This is a genomic window from Neisseria animalis (genome assembly GCF_900636515.1).
Taxonomy (GTDB): domain Bacteria; phylum Pseudomonadota; class Gammaproteobacteria; order Burkholderiales; family Neisseriaceae; genus Neisseria; species Neisseria animalis.
Genome location: NZ_LR134287.1, coordinates 954,308 through 968,874 on the forward strand (window position 1 = coordinate 954,308; position 14,567 = coordinate 968,874).

General features: G+C 53.2%; 12 protein-coding genes. 7 read left to right on the top strand and 5 right to left on the bottom strand.

The annotated features are described in order from the left end of the window. Positions 1-215: 215 nt before the first annotated feature. The gene (locus EL111_RS04515) at positions 216-1,496 is read right to left on the bottom strand and encodes a malic enzyme-like NAD(P)-binding protein (RefSeq protein ID WP_123794832.1); all 1,281 of its coding nucleotides are present in this window, start codon (positions 1,494-1,496) and stop codon (positions 216-218) included. A gap of 323 nt (positions 1,497-1,819) precedes the next feature. Here EL111_RS04515 and EL111_RS04520 point away from each other — a divergent pair, with 323 nt between their 5' ends. Continuing rightward, positions 1,820-3,073: a glycosyltransferase gene (locus tag EL111_RS04520; RefSeq protein WP_123794831.1), complete on the top strand. Its 1,254-nt coding sequence runs from the start codon at positions 1,820-1,822 to the stop codon at positions 3,071-3,073. A gap of 254 nt (positions 3,074-3,327) precedes the next feature. Here EL111_RS04520 and pmbA read toward each other — a convergent pair whose 3' ends face one another. Beyond that, positions 3,328-4,659: a metalloprotease PmbA gene (gene pmbA, locus EL111_RS04525; RefSeq protein WP_123794830.1), complete on the bottom strand. Its 1,332-nt coding sequence runs from the start codon at positions 4,657-4,659 to the stop codon at positions 3,328-3,330. Positions 4,660-4,803: 144 nt separating this feature from the next. Here pmbA and yjgA point away from each other — a divergent pair, with 144 nt between their 5' ends. From yjgA to phoU, 6 genes are all read left to right on the top strand, one after another. Beyond that, positions 4,804-5,343 (top strand): ribosome biogenesis factor YjgA, encoded by a 540-nt coding sequence (gene yjgA, locus EL111_RS04530; protein ID WP_123794829.1) that lies wholly within the window; start codon positions 4,804-4,806, stop codon positions 5,341-5,343. Positions 5,344-5,420: 77 nt separating this feature from the next. Continuing rightward, a complete protein-coding gene (locus EL111_RS04535; protein WP_123794828.1) occupies positions 5,421-6,131 on the top strand; it encodes a YidX family protein in 711 nt (236 codons plus the stop codon). A gap of 77 nt (positions 6,132-6,208) precedes the next feature. Then, positions 6,209-7,942: a single-stranded-DNA-specific exonuclease RecJ gene (recJ, locus tag EL111_RS04540; protein ID WP_123794827.1), complete on the top strand. Its 1,734-nt coding sequence runs from the start codon at positions 6,209-6,211 to the stop codon at positions 7,940-7,942. Between the two features lie 144 nt (positions 7,943-8,086). Further along, entirely contained in the window at positions 8,087-9,013 is a 927-nt protein-coding gene (locus EL111_RS04545) for a DMT family transporter (protein ID WP_123794826.1), read from the top strand. Positions 9,014-9,182: 169 nt separating this feature from the next. Then, complete coding sequence (locus EL111_RS04550) at positions 9,183-10,379, top strand: acetate kinase (protein ID WP_123794825.1); 1,197 nt, start codon at positions 9,183-9,185, stop codon at positions 10,377-10,379. A 145-nt stretch (positions 10,380-10,524) separates the two neighbouring features. Then, a complete protein-coding gene (gene phoU, locus EL111_RS04555) occupies positions 10,525-11,220 on the top strand; it encodes a phosphate signaling complex protein PhoU (RefSeq protein ID WP_123794824.1) in 696 nt (231 codons plus the stop codon). Between the two features lie 450 nt (positions 11,221-11,670). Here phoU and phoR read toward each other — a convergent pair whose 3' ends face one another. The 3 genes from phoR to pstB all read right to left on the bottom strand — a co-directional run bounded on the left by phoR (position 11,671) and on the right by pstB (position 14,558). Continuing rightward, positions 11,671-12,960 (bottom strand): phosphate regulon sensor histidine kinase PhoR, encoded by a 1,290-nt coding sequence (phoR, locus tag EL111_RS04560; protein WP_123794823.1) that lies wholly within the window; start codon positions 12,958-12,960, stop codon positions 11,671-11,673. A gap of 48 nt (positions 12,961-13,008) precedes the next feature. Next, complete coding sequence (gene phoB / locus EL111_RS04565; RefSeq protein ID WP_123794822.1) at positions 13,009-13,698, bottom strand: phosphate regulon transcriptional regulator PhoB; 690 nt, start codon at positions 13,696-13,698, stop codon at positions 13,009-13,011. A gap of 104 nt (positions 13,699-13,802) precedes the next feature. After that, the gene (gene pstB, locus EL111_RS04570) at positions 13,803-14,558 is read right to left on the bottom strand and encodes a phosphate ABC transporter ATP-binding protein PstB (protein ID WP_123794821.1); all 756 of its coding nucleotides are present in this window, start codon (positions 14,556-14,558) and stop codon (positions 13,803-13,805) included. Positions 14,559-14,567 lie beyond the last annotated feature (9 nt).

Consider the following 14,567-nt stretch of genomic DNA (forward strand, 5'->3'; position numbering starts at 1 on the left):
GAGAACAGTTTATCTTTATCCAAAATCGGAATGATACGGCGTTGCCGCAAGCCCTAGATGATGCGGAGCAGTGCCGTATCATTTTTATTTTTTTAGAACGATATTTTATCGGGTTTGAAAATAAAAAAAGGCCGTCTGCAAATTTGCATACCGTATCATAGGATAAATCCTTCGGTGTCGGTTTTGCAGACGGCCTTGATGGTTTTAAAACTGCGTTATAACTTCATTTCGCTCAATTTGGCTTGGTAGGCTTCCAAATCGGCAATCGGACGGCTGGCCACGCCGCTTTCCATCGCGGCTTTGGCGGTAGCGGCGGCTACTCGCGGCAAGAGGCGCGGGTCGAAAGCAGTCGGAATCAGATAGTCCGCACCGAATTCGAATTTTTGACCGTAAGCGGCAACCACTTCCTCCGGTACTTCTTCCATCGCCAAATCAGCCAGTGCGTACACGCAGGCCAGTTTCATTTCTTCGTTGATGGTGGTTGCGCCGCAATCCAGCGCACCGCGGAAGATAAACGGGAAGCACAATACGTTGTTGACTTGGTTCGGGAAGTCGGAACGTCCGGTACCGATTACCACGTCGGCGCGGGTTTCTTTGGCCAGCGGCGGCAGGATTTCCGGATTCGGATTGGCCATGGCGAACACAATCGGTTTCTCGTTCATGGTGTTCAGCATTTCCGGTGTCAGCAGGTTCGCGCCCGACAAGCCCAAGAAAATGTCTTTACCGGCAACGGCATCGGCCAAGCTGCGTTGGCCGTTGTCTTCAACCGCGTAGAATTGTTTGGATTCGTCCATGCGGTCTTTGTCTTCTCGGGTTTTGTAAATCACTCCTTTGGAGTCGCAAACGGTGATGTTTTCGCGTTTCAAGCCGACGGCCAAGAGCTGGTTCAGGCAGGCAATCGCAGCTGCGCCCGCACCGGAGCAGACCAAAGTCGCTTCTTCGGCTTTGCGGCCGGTAAAGCGCAGGGCGTTCAATACGGCGGCGGCGGTGATGATGGCGGTACCGTGCTGGTCATCGTGGAATACCGGGATTTTGCAGCGTTTGCGTAGTTCTTGTTCGATGTAGAAGCATTCGGGTGCTTTGATGTCTTCCAAGTTGATGCCGCCGAAAGTCGGCTCTAAGGAAGCGATGATGTCCACCAGTTTTTGCGGGTCTTTTTCGTCGATTTCGATGTCGAACACGTCAATGCCGGCGAATTTTTTAAACAATACGCCTTTGCCTTCCATCACGGGCTTGCCGGCCAATGCGCCGATGTTGCCCAAGCCCAATACGGCAGTACCGTTGGAGATGACGCCGACCAAGTTGCCTTTTGCGGTGTATTTGTAGGCATCTTGGGGATTGGCTTCGATTTCCAAGCAGGGGAAGGCAACGCCCGGAGAGTAGGCCAGTGCCAATTCTTCTTGGGTGGAAAGCGATTTGGTCGGTGTTACCGATACTTTGCCGGGCACGGGAAATTCATGAAATTTGAGTGCGGCTTCTTTTAATGTGTTTGACATTTTTATATCCTGTTGCAGTAAGTTGAGCGTAAATAACAAAAGGCCGTCTGAAAAAAAGAGAATATCCGGCGGCAGGCGTTACCGAAAGACTGTTGTTGGCTGCTTCTTGTAACGGTTTGTAATTTTATCATGAAATCTGTCGGAACGGTATGAATAACGGTATGTTGCCTGAATGTCCGGCGGGGAGAAAGTTGCGATGAAAAGGGTAATGCCGTCTGCATATGGCATATTTGCAGACGGCATTTGTATGTTTGAGCTATTTGGAGCGGGTAAAATTTGTTAATATACGATTTTGATTGTTTATTTTGTGTTGCTGAAACATTATGTCCACCATTTGTTTAAATATGATTGTTAAAAACGAAGCGGAGATTATCGAAGAAACGCTTTGCAATATCCTTGAGTATATTCCGCTGGATTATTGGGTCATTGCCGATACCGGTTCGACCGATGATACGCCTGAGCGGATTTGCCGTTTTTTTGCCGAAAAAGGGATTAAAGGCGAATTGGTGCATCACGAATGGAAGCATTTTGGGCATAACCGCCAACTGGCGATGGAGGCGGCACACGGCAAGGCGGATTATCTGTTCTTTTTCGATGCGGACGACAGGCTTGTCGGCGATATCAATCTGAAGCCGAGTGCAAACCTTGTTTCCGATGCTTATTTTTTCAAAATGCGGAACCAGTATTCGACAGACCGTTTTTATACGCGCCGCCTGTTGATTAAAAACGATCCGCAATGGAAGTGGCGCGGTGCGGTACACGAACAGCTCCATATCGAACGCCCGAGCGTGCAGACGCTGATTGAGGGGGATTATCACGTGGTGTCGGGGCGTTTTGGGGCGCGCAGCCAAAATCCGAAAAGATATTATGAAGATGCGCTGATGTTGGAGAAATATTTCAGCGAAGATGACGACAGGGTTTTATGTGCCCAAAACGCTTTTTTCTGCGCGCAGTCATACCGTGATGCCAAAATGCATGAGAAAGCGGCAGAGTGGTATGCCAAAAGTTTAAACTATGCAGACGCAGGTTCGGAACATCGCCGTTATACATTGATGTCTTTGGCGGGCGAATATGTGCGGCTCGGACAAATAGAAAAAGCGGTTTACCAGTGGCAGTTGGCGTTTGACAATTCGCCCGAAAACGCCGAATCGCTGGTACACCTTGCCGAACACTTTCTAAGCGAAAATGCCAGCCGTTTGGCTTTGGTTTATGCCGAACAAAGTTTGCCTTTGAAACTGCCGAGCCTGCAGCAATCGATAGCCGTTGATGAAGTGGTGTACAACTATGGGCGGCACAATGCCTATCTGCGTGCAAGCATTGCGCTGAATCAGCCGGAAAAGGCGTATTCGGCATTAAGACATTTATTGCAGTTGCCGGAATTGAAGTCGGATTTGAATCTGTATCTGCTGGAAGCCTTGCTGCTCGAACCCATGAAGCAGCGGTATCTTCAAGATACACCCGAGATGCAGGCTAAAATTCATGAACAGATTGCTGCTATGCAGAAGTTTGACAATGACCAAGCAAAAGCATGGCAGGCCAAAGCACTGGCATGGCTTGAAGAAGTGAATAAGGGCTAAGTGCGGCGACGCCGGAATGCCGGCCTGAAAGTGCTTGGCTGTTTGAATGGAAGGCGGTTTTTTCGGTAAATCAGCCGTTCTTCGTATGGTGTATGGTCATTTGACACGGATTGTGTTGAATGGCCATATTTTATTCAAGCCATGAAAATTGCTGGCAGTGAAACAGTTTTTGCACCGGTAAAAGCCGTCTGCAAAATCGGATTTGCAGACGGCTTTTCAGGTTTGTCGGCGCAAAAGTGTGCGGATATGTCCGGTTACGAGCCTGCTACGGTCATTTGGCTGACGAGAATCGAACCGATTTTGTTGGACGAACGGCGTAATGCGTCGTCGGCGATGCCGGCGATGTTGCGGTACATATCCTGCAGGCGGCCGGCAATGGTGATTTCGTGGACGGGATAGGCAATGATTCCGTTTTCCACCCAAAATCCCGCCGCGCCGCGCGAGTAGTCGCCGGTGATGGTGTTCACGCCCTGACCCATCAGTTCGGTAACCAATAGGCCGCTGCCCATTTCTTTCAGCAGGGCGGTTTGGTCGGGATGGGTGGAATCAAGGTAGAGGTTGTGTGCGCCGCCTGCATTGGCGGTGGTGGTCATGCCGAGTTTGCGCGCACTGTAACTGCTCAGAAAATAGCCCTCGACCACGCCGTTGCGGATGACGAAGCGCGGTTGTGTGGCTACGCCCTCGGAGTCGAAACAGGTGCTGCCGAAGGCGCGGGGGATGTGCGGTTCTTCGCGCAGGTTGGCAAACTCGGGCAGGATGGTTTTGCCGATGCTGTTAATGAGGAAACTGCTTTGGCGGTAGAGTGCGCCGCCGCTGAGTGCGCCGACCAGGTGGCCGATTAAACCGCCCGATATGGTTGTGTCGAACAATACGGGATAAGTGCCGGTGGGGATGCTGCGGCTGCTGAGGCGGCGCAGGGCGCGTTCGGCGGCGGTGCGTCCGATGGATTCGGGGCGGTCTATGTCGGGGTGGCGGCAGGAGGTGTCGTACCAGTAATCGCGCTGCATACCTTGCCCGTCGGCGGCGACTACGCTGCATGAGATGCTGTGGCGGGTACCTTGCTGGTGTGCCATAAAGCCGTGGGAGTTGCCGTAAACGTATTGGTAATGGCCTGTGTGCACGCCCGCGCCTTCTGAGTTTCCGATGCGTTTGTCGGTATCGAGTGCGGCCTGTTCGCAGGCTTTGGCCATTTCCACCGCTTGTTCCGCACTCAAATCCCATTCGTGGTAGCGGTCGAAGTCGGTGATGTGCCGCGCCATCAGTTCCGCATCGGCCAAGCCCGCGCACTCGTCTTCGGCGGTGTAGCGGGCGATGTCGATGGCGGCTTTTACCGTGTCGCTTAAGGCCTGTGCCGAAAAGTCGGCGGTGGAGGCACGGCCTTTGCGTTGGCCGACGTACACGGTGATGTCGAGGGATTTGTCCTGCTGGAATTCGATTTGTTCGATTTCGTTCAGGCGTACGCTCACGCTTTGTCCGAGTGATTCGCTGAAGTCGGCTTCCGCCGCCGTTGCGCCGTATTGCTCCGCCAGCGACAGCGTGTCCGCGCATAATTGGATCAGTTCGTTTTGGGTATGGTTGAACAGCATGGTGCTTCCCGTTGATTGTTTCGCGCATTTTAACTGTTTTCAGACGGCATCGGTAGAAATGTGCCGATTACCAAAATATATCGGCATAATACGGTGTGGCGTTACCGTGTTAGAATACGGCGGTTGAAACGAAGGTTTAGAAAAATGTTTGAAAACCAAGACGAATGGGTCAGCAAAACCCGCATGAAAAAGCAGATGAACGATTTGCAGGATTTGGGCATGGCACTGACCAAGCTCTCGACCGATACCTTGAAAAAAATCGGTTTGTCCGAAGAATTGTTCGAAGCGGTGCAGACGTATAAAAAAATCACTTCCAACGGCGCACTCAAACGGCAGGCGCAATTTATCGGCCGTCTGATGCGCGACACCGATCCCGAGCCTATCGAGCAGTTTTTGGCCAAACTGCGCGGCGACAATGCGGCACACAATGCCTTTTTGCAACGGGTGGAGCAGGCGCGCGGACGACTGATTGCCGATGATGGCGCGCTGACCGCCTTTATCGCCGATTATCCCCTTGCCGACGCGGGTAAGCTGCGCACTTTAATCCGCAACACCCGCAAAGAGCAGGAGCAGGGCAAACCGCCGAAAAACTTCCGAGCCTTGTTTCAGGAAATCAAAGCCGTGATGGAAGACCAGCAGGACGGCGGCGATGAGGCGGACTTTGCGGAAGAGGGTGAGGAGTAAGTCTTTTTGTTTTCAGACGGCCTTGTGATGAACAGATAGGCCGTCTGAAAAATACCCAATCGACAGGAGGCATGACCATGAAAGCAATGAAAACTACCGCTGCGCTTGTAGCGGCAACGGTGTTGTTAAACGGCTGTACTTGGATGATGTGGGGGATGAACGACCCGTTTGGCGAGACCACGACTTTTCCGTTGGTTGGTAAAGACAATATCCACGCCTTCGGTACGGTTAAAGAAAGCACCGCCCAACTCGAGCGCGGCAGTTTGGTGATGATGGGCGGCAAATATTGGTTTATCGTCAATCCCGCCGATTCTGCCAAGCTGGTTGAAATTTTAAATATCAAGTTGGACAAGCAGTTCCAAATGGTGCAGCATAATCCGCGTTACCGCTACGAAGCATTGCCCGTTACCCTGAAGAAAGCTGACAGCGCGGAATTTTCCAGCAATTTCTGCCTGCGCTACGATACCGAAAAAGCATCGGAAATCAAGCAATTGCAAGCTTTATCATTTAAAGAAACCAAAATTGACAAGCAAACCGCGTATGTACGCTGCATCGAAGCGGCAGGTAAATATTACAACGTGCCGCAGCAGATGAAAGCCGATTACCGCTTCGATCAAAGCGTACCGGTGGCAATCCGCTATGAAGTGACCACCAAGCAAACCGATTACTACAAATTGACCAGTAACATCATCATGACCCCGCTGACTTTGGCGGGCGACGCGGCGGTGGCGGTAACCGCGATTGCTTTGTCACCGCTGAATCTGCTGGTAAAAGCCGTCGGTAACTAACCTGTTGTTACTCACTTTTTCAGACGGCTTTATTACTTAATCAGGCCGTCTGAAAATCCTTTCAGAAAACCCAGAGTATGTCAGTCAAAATCCAAACCCGCCCCGTCAACCAAACCGTTTGCGATACCTTAATCCACGCCGGTGCCGATCCTTTAATCGCCCGCCTGTGTGCCGCGCGTGACGTACAAAGCCCGCAGGAGTTGGACGACAAACTCACCGGCCTGCTTCCCTACCAAACGCTGACCAACTGCGAAGCCGCCGCCGCACGCCTGGCGGATGCGGTGGAGGGCGGTGAAAAAATCCTGATTGTCGCCGACTACGATGCCGACGGTGCAACCGCGTGCAGCGTGGGTATGGGCGGCTTGGGCGCAATGGGGGCGAAAGTGGATTTTCTTGTTCCCAACCGTTTCGAACACGGCTACGGCCTCACGCCGGAATTGTCCGAAATCGCAGCCGCCCAAGGCGTGAAGCTGCTGGTAACGGTGGATAACGGCATTGCCAGCCTGGCGGGCGTGGCGCGGGCGCAGGCTTTGGGATTGGACGTGGTGGTGACCGACCACCACCTGCCCGCCGAACAAGTGCCCGATTGCATTATCGTCAACCCGAACCAGAAAGGCTGCGGTTTTGCCAGCAAGAATCTGGCAGGTGTGGGCGTGATTTTTTATGTATTGATGGCATTGCGGGCGGAATTGCGCCGGCGCGGCTATTTTTTGCGCCGCGCAGAAAAGCCGTTTTCAGACGGCATGGAACGGATTGCCGAGCCGAACCTGGCGGAATTTTTGGATTTGGTGGCACTGGGTACCGTGGCCGATGTGGTGCCGCTCGACCACAACAACCGCATTCTGGTGTCGCAGGGGCTGAAGCGGATGCGTTCGGGAAAAATGCGCCCGGGCATCCGCGCACTGTTTGAAGCAGCCCGGCGCGACTGGCGCAAGGCGCAGCCTTTCGATATGGGTTTCGCGCTGGGGCCGCGCATCAACGCGGCAGGGCGGCTTGACGACATGTCGGTCGGCATCGCCTGCCTGCTGGCGCAAAACGAAGCAGACGCGCAAATGCTGGCGGCGCAGCTGAATGATTTGAACACCGAGCGGCGCGAAATCGAGCAGTCTATGCTGCAAGACGCACTTGACAGTTTTCCCGACATCCTGCCCGCAGGCCGAACCACGCTGGTGGCCTACCGCGACGATTTCCACCAAGGGGTGGTCGGCATTGTCGCCAGCCGCCTGAAAGACCGCTTCTACCGCCCGACCATTGTGTTTGCACCCGCCGACAACGGCGAAGTGCGCGGCTCGGGGCGTTCGATTCCCAATCTGCACCTGCGCGACGCACTGGACTTGGTCAGCAAACGCCATCCCGATTTGATTTTGAAATTCGGCGGTCATGCGATGGCCGCGGGTTTGAGCATATTGGAACAAAATATCCCCGCTTTTCAGACGGCCTTCGAAGCCGCCGTGCGCGACATGGTGGGCGACGACGATTTGTCGCAGACCTTCGTTACCGACGGCAGTCTGCCCGCCGCCGAAATCACGCTGGAACAGGCGCAGAATCTGGCACGCCACGTATGGGGGCAGGGTTTCGCACCGCCGAGCTTTACCGACAAATTCCATGTGGTGCGCCAGCAGTTTATGGGAGCGGAGGGCAAGCATAAAAAAGTATGGCTGCAAAAAGACGGTTATGAATTTGAGGCCATGTTTTGGCGTTGCAGCGAAGACCTTCCCGAATACATCCGCACCGTTTACCGCCCCGTTGCCAACGAGTGGCGCAATAATGTGGAATTGCAGCTTTATATCGATTATTGGGAAGCAGCGTAAAAGATTTATCAGGTGCAGGATTTGGGAAAATCCGTGTTGGCGCATTATCGGATTGCCTCTTACGGATTTTCTGCCGCCGATTATTTAACCGTCTAAGCAGGCTGAGCGTTTTGCAGACGGCATTTGCAGAACAGAGGAAACACCATGCAGCAAAAACCGCTTTTAGGCTTCTCCCTCGCGCTTTTAGCAACCGCTACTTTGGGTTCGCTGCCGATTGCGGCGCAGCAGGCACTGAAAGCGGTGGATGCGCCGACTTTGGTTTGGGCGCGCTTTGCAGTGGCGGCGGGAGCGGTGCTGGTACTGCTGGCAGCGGCGAAAAAATTACCCGGGCCGTCTGAATTTTCTTGGCGTACCGCAGGCTTGATTTTGCTCGGCGTAGCCGGTATTTCCGGTAATTTCCTGTTGGTGGCGGAAGGACTGCATTATGTATCCCCGACCGTTACGCAGATATTGTGGCAGCTTGCCCCGTTCGGCATGATTTTGGTCGGACTTTGGGTGTTCAAAGAGCAGTTCGGCCGCTGGCAGAAAATCGGACTGTTGTGTCTGCCGGTCGGATTGGTGATGTTTTTCAACGACAAATTCGGAGAGTTGTCGGATATGGGCAGCTATGCGCTGGGGGTGGCGTTGTGCGCGTTCGGCAGCCTGGTTTGGGTGTGCTACGGTGTGGCGCAGAAGCTGCTGTCGGAAAAATTCAATGCCCAGCAGATTTTGCTGCTGATTTATTTTTCGTGTGCGCTGGTATTGGCACCCGCGGCTGAACCGGAGCAGATTGCGCGGATTGATGATGTCTTCCTGATTGGCTGTTTCGTGTACTGCTGCCTGAATACGCTGATCGGCTACGGTGCTTACGGCGAGTCGCTCAACCATTGGGATGCCTCCAAAATCAGCGTGGTCACCACCATGATTCCGATTTTTACCATGCTGTTTTCCCATCTCGGCCATGCCGTTGCGCCGCAGGTTTTCGCCGCGCCGGATATGAATTTCTTAAGCTATCTCGGTGCGCTGGTGGTAGTGGGCAGCGCGGTGTCTGCGGCTGCGGGGGATAAGCTGTTTTCGCGGAAAAGCGGCTGAATGCCGTCTGCAAAAGCGGACATTTCCATATTAATGTAAAATCTTTGCGGCATTGGACTTAATGCCGACAATGCGGACGGATTTTTGGTAGAATGTCGGTGTTGTTTGATTAACCTGTTTCAGACGGTGCTTCTGCAAGGCCGTCTGAACGATTAGGAGTATTCTTTACATGACTCAAAAACTGATTTTGGTTTTGAACTGCGGCAGCTCGTCTTTGAAAGGTGCTGTTTTGGATAACGACAGCGGCGATGTATTGCTGAGCTGTCTGGCGGAAAAACTCGGTTTGCCCGATGCCTATATTACTTTCAAAGCCAATGGCGAGAAACACAAAGTCGAGCTGACTGCCAATCCGGATCATACCGGTGCGGTCGGTGCGATGCTGGAAGAGTTGAAAGCGCGCGGTTTGGAAAGCCAAATCGCCGCCATCGGCCACCGCGTGGTAAGCGGCGGCGAGGTGTACAGCGAATCGATTCTGATTACCGAAGAAGTGATTGCCGGTATCGAGAAATGTATTCCGCTTGCTCCGCTGCACAATCCTGCCAACCTGCTGGGTATCCGCGCCGCGCAAGACATTTTCAAAGGTCTGCCGAACGTGGCTGTATTTGATACCGCGTTCCATCAAAGCATTCCGGAACACGCCTATACTTACGCTGTGCCGCGCGAATACTATCGCAAATTCGGTTTGCGCCGCTACGGTTTCCACGGCACAAGCTACCGTTTCGTGGCCGACGAAGCCGCCCGTTTCTTGGGCAAGGATAAAAACAGCCTGCGTATGGTGATTGCCCACTTGGGTAACGGCGCGTCTATTTCGGCTGTGGCCAACGGTGTATGCCAAGACACCAGTATGGGTCTGACTCCGCTGGAAGGTCTGGTAATGGGTACACGCAGCGGCGATGTCGATCCGAGCATTTTCTCGTTCTTGGCTGAAAACGCCAACATGAGCATTGCACAAGTAACCGATATGCTGAACAAAAAATCCGGTTTATTGGGCATTTCCGAATTGTCGAGCGACTGCCGTACCATTGAAGAAGAAGCGGCAAAAGGCCACGAAGGTGCGAAACTGGCGCTGGAAGTGTTTGTATACCGCTTGGCCAAATACATCGGCAGCATGGCTGTAGCAGCAGGCGGCTTGGATACTCTGGTATTCACCGGCGGTATCGGTGAAAACTCCGACTTGATCCGCAGCAAAGTCATCGGCTATCTGGGCTTCTTGGGTCTGACCGAAGATGCGGCCGCCAATACAGCAGCGCGTTTCGGCAATGCCGGCGTGATTACGACTGCGGACAGCCGCGCACAAGCCTTGGTTATTCCGACCAATGAAGAGTTGATGATTGCCCATGATACTGCCCGCTTGAGCGGTCTGTAATCTGCAATACGCTGAAAGCCGTCTGCAAAACGCGATACTGCCGTTTTGCAGACGGCTTTGTTATGCCTGAAATTCCCGGTTTGTCAAAATCCTGTCATCAAGATTTGATATGGTGAGGCTTCAGTGTATTTTTGGAGCAAAAATTATGGCGGAACACATTTCCTCGCATTTCCATCAGGAGTTGGAACAGGTGCGGACTGATGTTTTGGGTATGGGCGGTTTGGTCGAGCAACAGCTGGTGCGGACCTTGGAGGCATTGGGCGGCGGCAATCGGGAAGTATTGGCGCAGATTGTGCAAAACGATGAAACCATCAATGCGTTGTCGGTTGCCGTGGACGACGACTGCCAAACGATTTTGGTGCGCCGCCAGCCGACAGCCGGCGATTTGCGGCTGGTGTTGGCCGTCAGCCGCATGATTACCGATTTGGAGCGGATGGGTGATGAAATTAAAAAAATCGCACAGCACGCCGCCAATCTGATGGTGCGGAACAATGTCGGCTTCCCGCAGCTTTACGATACGGCACGGTTGTTGGAAATGACCGCACCGATGTTGAAGGCCGCGCTGGACGCATTCGCCCGGCTTGATGCACAGGAAATATTGCGGTTGAACGAATCGGACAAGTTGTTGGATTTGGCATACCGCAACCAGTCGCGTACTTTGCTGACTTATATGATGGAAGATCCGCACTTTATCGGTACGGGCATGGAGCTGATGCTGATGAATAAAGCAGCAGAGCGTATCGGCGACCATGCGAAAAATATCGGCGAACATATTGTCTATCTGGTGCGCGGAATCGATGTGCGCCATATGTCGTATGAAGAGATGGAAAAAGGCATCTGAAACGGATTTCATCAAACAAAGGCCGTCTGCAAAATCGACATTTGCAGACGGCCTTTTTCCGTTTTCGGAAGATTTGCATGAAGCGGAGCGTTGGTTGGATTTCGGGCAATCCCCGACAGGTGCGGCAAGCAGGCAGATAACGCGAAGTACCGTGATTTGACACAGAATTACGGCATGGTTGCGTTTTATAGTCATTTAAAATAAGAATGATACAGCGTTGCTTTGCCTTGCCGTACTATGTGTACTGTCTGCGGCTTCGCTGCCTTGTCTCATTCTTATTTTATTCGACTATACTTAAAAAGGTTTGGCTAAATTGCTGAAGCAGTCGTCTGCCGCCTCGTGTTATCCGTATTGTCTGCGGCGTGGCTGACCGGTTTTATTTTGTATGATTTCAACGATACCGCCTGATTGTTATTCGGTATGGATAAGTATGGAAACGAAATTCTTGCGTTATTCTGCCGGCGTAAACAAAACTGAAAATTCGCTGCCCCGACCGACTTCGCTGCTGATTTCCAGCTTGGTTTGATGGACGGCCAAGGCGTGTTTGGCAATGGCGAGACCAAGCCCCGTGCCGCCGCTTTGCCGTGAGCGGCCGGTATCGGCACGGTAGAAGCGTTCGGTCAGATGGGGGAGGTGTTCGGCAGCAATGCCGCAGCCGTTGTCGGTTACGCTGAAGCGGACATGGCGTGCGCCTTCGCGAATCAGGCGGATTCGGATATGTCCGTTTTCAGGGGTGTAGCGGACGGCATTGAATGCGAGATTGCTCAAGGCGCTGTATAAAACGGTTTGAATACCGTCGATGTATATTTCGGGCGTGATTTCGTCTTCAATGTGGTGCTTGCCGTCCGAAAGCGTGCGGGTATCGCTGCTGATTTGCCGGGCAAGCAGGCTGAGGTTCACGCGGGTTTTGTCCTGCTGCTGGTGACCGCTTTCGAGTTTGGAAAGGGTCAGCAGGTCGTCGAGAATATTTTGCATCCGACTGCTTTCTTTCTGCATCAGGGCGAGAAACGATGTGCGCTGGGATTCGGGCATATCGGGCATATCGTGCAGGGTTTCCAGAAAACCGCTGATTACGGTCAGCGGCGTACGCAGTTCGTGCGAAACATTGGCAACAAAATGGGTTTTGCTGGTTTGGTATTGCTCAAGCGTGCTGATGTCTTGGCTGATGAGTATCTGAGTATTTTTCTCGAAAGGCGCGCGCGTAACCAGCAGGGTGCGGGGAATCGGGTGTTGTTGGGGAATGGACAGGCGGATTTGATGGTTTGCCGACTGCGCCATAAAGTCGTGAAACTCGGGCAAGCGGATAAGGTTGGTCAGAATGCTGTCTTTGTCTTGGTGGCGGTTAAGGTTGAAGTGTTCGGCAGACAAACGGTTTTGCCATTCGATACGCATTTCTTTGTCGAGAATCATCACGCCGTTGGGCAGTGCTTCGGAGGCTCGGTTGAAACGGGTAAGCGCGCTGCTGAGCTTGCGCTTTTGTTTGCGGCGGTTGCGGCTTTGTTTGAGTAGGGTGGTAAAGACTTCGTCCCAAATACCGCCGGCATAGGGAATGTTTTCCGGTTCGGGGTTTTCCAGCCATTTCAGGAGCTTACACATTTGGCGGAAATGCAGCAGGGCTGTGATGACCAAAGCGGCAACGGCAGCCGCCAGTGCGCCGATTGTGCCGGCATAGGCGTAACCGGCGGTGGCGGAGAAGAGCGTGCCGAGCGCGGGGGGAATCAGATAAGTCAGCTTATTCATGTGTTTTTTAGGAAGTTTTTGCGGTTTTGCAGACGGCTTCGGACACGGTTATTCCGAACCGAAACGGTAACCGCTGCCCCGGACGGTTTGTACGAGATGGGCAAGGTTGGCTTTATCCAAGCCTTGCCGCAGACGGCGGATATGAACGTCAACAGTACGCTCTTCGATAAAGACGTGGTCGCCCCAGATAAAGTCTAAAAGCTGGCTGCGGCTGTACAGGCGGTCGGGGTGAGCCATGAAAAAGTGCAGGATTTTAAATTCTGTGGGGTTGAGGCTGAGCTCGATGCCGTCTGCAGTGGCGGCTTTGCGGTTTTCCGCATCGAGGCGGATACCATGGCTTTCGATGATTTGACGGCTTTTTTGCGGCGCGGCACGACGCAGCAGGGCGTTGATGCGGGCAATCAGTTCGCGCGGGGAAAAGGGTTTGGTGATGTAGTCGTCGGCGCCGGAGTTGAGGCCGAGTTCTTTGTCGCTTTCTTCGCTGCGGGCGGTCAGCATAATCACCGGCAGGTTGCGGGTGCGGCTTTGTCCGCGGAGTGTGCGGATATAGTCTATGCCTGAGATGTCGGGCAGCATATAGTCCAACAGCACGAGATCGGGCAACTCGTTTTTCAGGAGCCGGTCTGCTTCTGCCGTATTTTCGGCGGTGGCGGTGCGGTAGCCGGCGGCTTCGAGGTTGAAGCGGATCAGTGTGGCAATCGACGGCTCGTCTTCGACTATCAGGATATAGGCAGACATGGGTTTCCTTTTTTATTCCGGCTGGGTGATGTTATGCCGTCTGCAAATGCGGGCATACGGATAATAGGCATTTTGCAGACGGCCTTTGGGGTTGGGTTGGCAGTTTAACCGAACTTTCCGGTGATGTAGTCTTCGGTTTCTTTTTTTTGCGGTTTGGTGAAAATGGTTTTGGTATCGCCGACTTCGACCAGCTCGCCCAGATACATATAGGCGGTGCGGTCGGATACGCGCGCGGCCTGCTGCATATTGTGGGTAACGATGGCGATGGTGTAGTCTTTTTTCAGCTCGGTGACCAATTCTTCGATATAGGCGGTGGAAATCGGATCGAGTGCGGAAGTCGGCTCGTCCAGCAGCAATACATCGGGTTTGGTGGCGATGGCGCGGGCGATGCACAAACGCTGCTGTTGGCCGCCTGAAAGCGAATTGCCGCTTTGCTTGAGTTTGTCTTTGACTTCGCTCCACAGTGCGGCTTTCTGCAATGCCCACTCGATACGGTCGTCCAGCTCGCTGCGGCTCGGTTTTTCGTACAACTTTACACCGAATGCGATGTTGTCGTAAACCGACATGGGAAACGGGGTGGGCTTTTGGAAGACCATGCCGACTTTGGCGCGCAGTAAGTTCAAATCGACGTTTTTATCGAGAATGTTTTGCCCGTCCAGCAGGATTTCGCCTTCGCTGCGGTTGCCGGGATAGAGGTCGTGCATACGGTTGAGTGCGCGCAGCAGGGTGGACTTGCCGCAGCCGGAGGGGCCGATAAAGGCGGTAACTTGCTTTTCGGGAATCTCCAGATTGATGTTTTTCAAGGCATGGAACGAGCCGTAGTGGAAGTTGAAATGTTTGGTTGCGATTTTGGCAGTCATGATGTTTCC

Coding starts and splice junctions, on each gene's coding strand:
- EL111_RS04515 (WP_123794832.1), bottom strand. CDS start 1,496: ATGTCAAACACATTAAAAGAAGCCGCACTCAAATTTCATGAATTTCCC.
- phoR (WP_123794823.1), bottom strand. CDS start 12,960: ATGAATAAGCTGACTTATCTGATTCCCCCCGCGCTCGGCACGCTCTTC.
- EL111_RS04520 (WP_123794831.1), top strand. CDS start 1,820: ATGTCCACCATTTGTTTAAATATGATTGTTAAAAACGAAGCGGAGATT.
- EL111_RS04550 (WP_123794825.1), top strand. CDS start 9,183: ATGACTCAAAAACTGATTTTGGTTTTGAACTGCGGCAGCTCGTCTTTG.
- EL111_RS04535 (WP_123794828.1), top strand. CDS start 5,421: ATGAAAGCAATGAAAACTACCGCTGCGCTTGTAGCGGCAACGGTGTTG.
- yjgA (WP_123794829.1), top strand. CDS start 4,804: ATGTTTGAAAACCAAGACGAATGGGTCAGCAAAACCCGCATGAAAAAG.
- recJ (WP_123794827.1), top strand. CDS start 6,209: ATGTCAGTCAAAATCCAAACCCGCCCCGTCAACCAAACCGTTTGCGAT.
- phoU (WP_123794824.1), top strand. CDS start 10,525: ATGGCGGAACACATTTCCTCGCATTTCCATCAGGAGTTGGAACAGGTG.
- pstB (WP_123794821.1), bottom strand. CDS start 14,558: ATGACTGCCAAAATCGCAACCAAACATTTCAACTTCCACTACGGCTCG.
- pmbA (WP_123794830.1), bottom strand. CDS start 4,659: ATGCTGTTCAACCATACCCAAAACGAACTGATCCAATTATGCGCGGAC.
- EL111_RS04545 (WP_123794826.1), top strand. CDS start 8,087: ATGCAGCAAAAACCGCTTTTAGGCTTCTCCCTCGCGCTTTTAGCAACC.
- phoB (WP_123794822.1), bottom strand. CDS start 13,698: ATGTCTGCCTATATCCTGATAGTCGAAGACGAGCCGTCGATTGCCACA.